This is a genomic window from Mycobacterium angelicum (genome assembly GCF_002086155.1).
Taxonomy (GTDB): Bacteria; Actinomycetota; Actinomycetes; order Mycobacteriales; family Mycobacteriaceae; genus Mycobacterium; species Mycobacterium angelicum.
On the sequence record NZ_MVHE01000182.1, the window covers coordinates 1 to 1,609 of the forward strand.

The following is a 1,609-nucleotide window of genomic DNA, read 5'->3' on the forward strand; positions in this document are numbered from 1 at the left end:
GGGGGGGCGGGTGGCAACCAGACCGGCGGCCAAGGCAATGGCGGGGCCGCCGGTCGCGGTGGAGCCGGTGGCAGCGGCGGGTGGCTGTACGGCAATGGTGGCGATGGCGGCGATGGCGCGGCCGGTGGGTTCAACAGCGCCGGCGGCAATGACTCCGCGGGCGGAGCGGCGGGCGCTGGAGGTGCTGGTGGCAATGCTGGACTGCTGGGAGCTGGTGGCCACGGCGGCCGCGGCGGAGACGGCGGCAACACCGTGGGTCGCCAGGCCACGGCGACCGGCGGCGCCGGCGGTCACGGCGGGGCCGGCGGCAACGGCGGGTCGCTGTGGGGTGACGCCGGGGCGGGCGGTGACGGCGGCAACGGCGGCAACAACACCGCAGCACCGGAGGCCGGCCTGCACGACGGCGTCAGCGGCGGGGCCGGCGGCAAGGGCGGCGATGGCGGAAGCGGTGGCAACGCCGGAGTGTTCGGCAACGGCGGCAATGCCGGCAGCGGGGGCGCCGGTGGTAGCGGTGGCGGCGGCCAGATCGGTTCCGACGGCACCAGCACCGCCAAAGGCGGTGTGGGTGGGACCGGAGGGGCGGGCGGCAGTGGCGGAGCCGGTGGATCCGGCGGTCACAGCGGCTGGTTGACCGGCTCCGGTGGTAGTGCCGGCAGTGGCGGCACCGGAGGCGCCGGTGGCGCCGGCGGCAGCGGGGGCAGTGACGGCGGCTTCGGCGGCGGCACCGGCGGCAGCGGTGGAGCCGCCGGCAACGGCGGCAACGGTGCCAATGGCACCAACGCCGGGATGCTGTTCGGCAGGGGCGGTAACGGCGGCTCCGCCGGCGGCGGCGGGACCGGTGGGGCCGGCGGCACCGGGGCGGCTGCCACCGGCGCTAACACCGGTAGCAACGGTGGCAGCGGCGGGCTGGGCGGCGCGGCCGGCACAGCGGGCGCCGCGGGCAGCGGCATTCTCGGCGGCGGCAGTGCGGGCAGCGCAGGCACCGGTGGTACCGGCGGGGCCGGCGGTACGGGCGGGGCCGGCGCCGAGGGCACTGGCGGCAGCGCAGGCAATGACGGCGGTCAAGGCACTAACGGTGGCGAGGGCGGCCAGGGCGGCCAGGGTGGGGCCGGCAATGGCGGCACCAACGGCTCGGGCGGCGCAGGCGGTACCGGCGGGGTTGGCGGCAACGGCGGCCAGGGCTTCAACGCCACCAGCGCCGACGCCGCCACCAAGGGCGGCGACGGAGGCAAAGGCGGTGCTGCTGGCGCTGCCGGATCGGCCGGCACGGGGGGCACCGGCGGTAGTGCGGGTGCCGCCGGTGCCGGCGGCCGCGGCGGTGACGGCGCCCTTGGCGGCAATGGCTTCGAAGGCAGCGACGGGTCCGCTGGTAAAGCCGGCGGCCAGGGCAGCGACGGCGCCGCCGGTGGTCACGGTGGCCAGGGCGGTGCCGGCAACGGCGGCACCAACGGCTCCGGCGGTCACGGCGGCAACGGCGGCCACGGCGGCAACGGCGGCAACGGCTTCAACGCCACCAGCACCCAGGCCGACACCAAGGGCGGCGACGGAGGCACCGGCGGCGCCGCCGGCGGGGCCGGCCTGGCCGGCACCGGGGGCACCGGCGGCACCG

General features: G+C 78.6%; 1 protein-coding gene. It reads left to right on the plus strand.

Annotated features, from left to right (window positions below; genetic code table 11):
* Positions 1-1,609, plus strand: a 1,609-nt coding sequence (locus BST12_RS32515) for a hypothetical protein (protein ID WP_211281395.1), incomplete at both ends; no start/stop codon positions are given.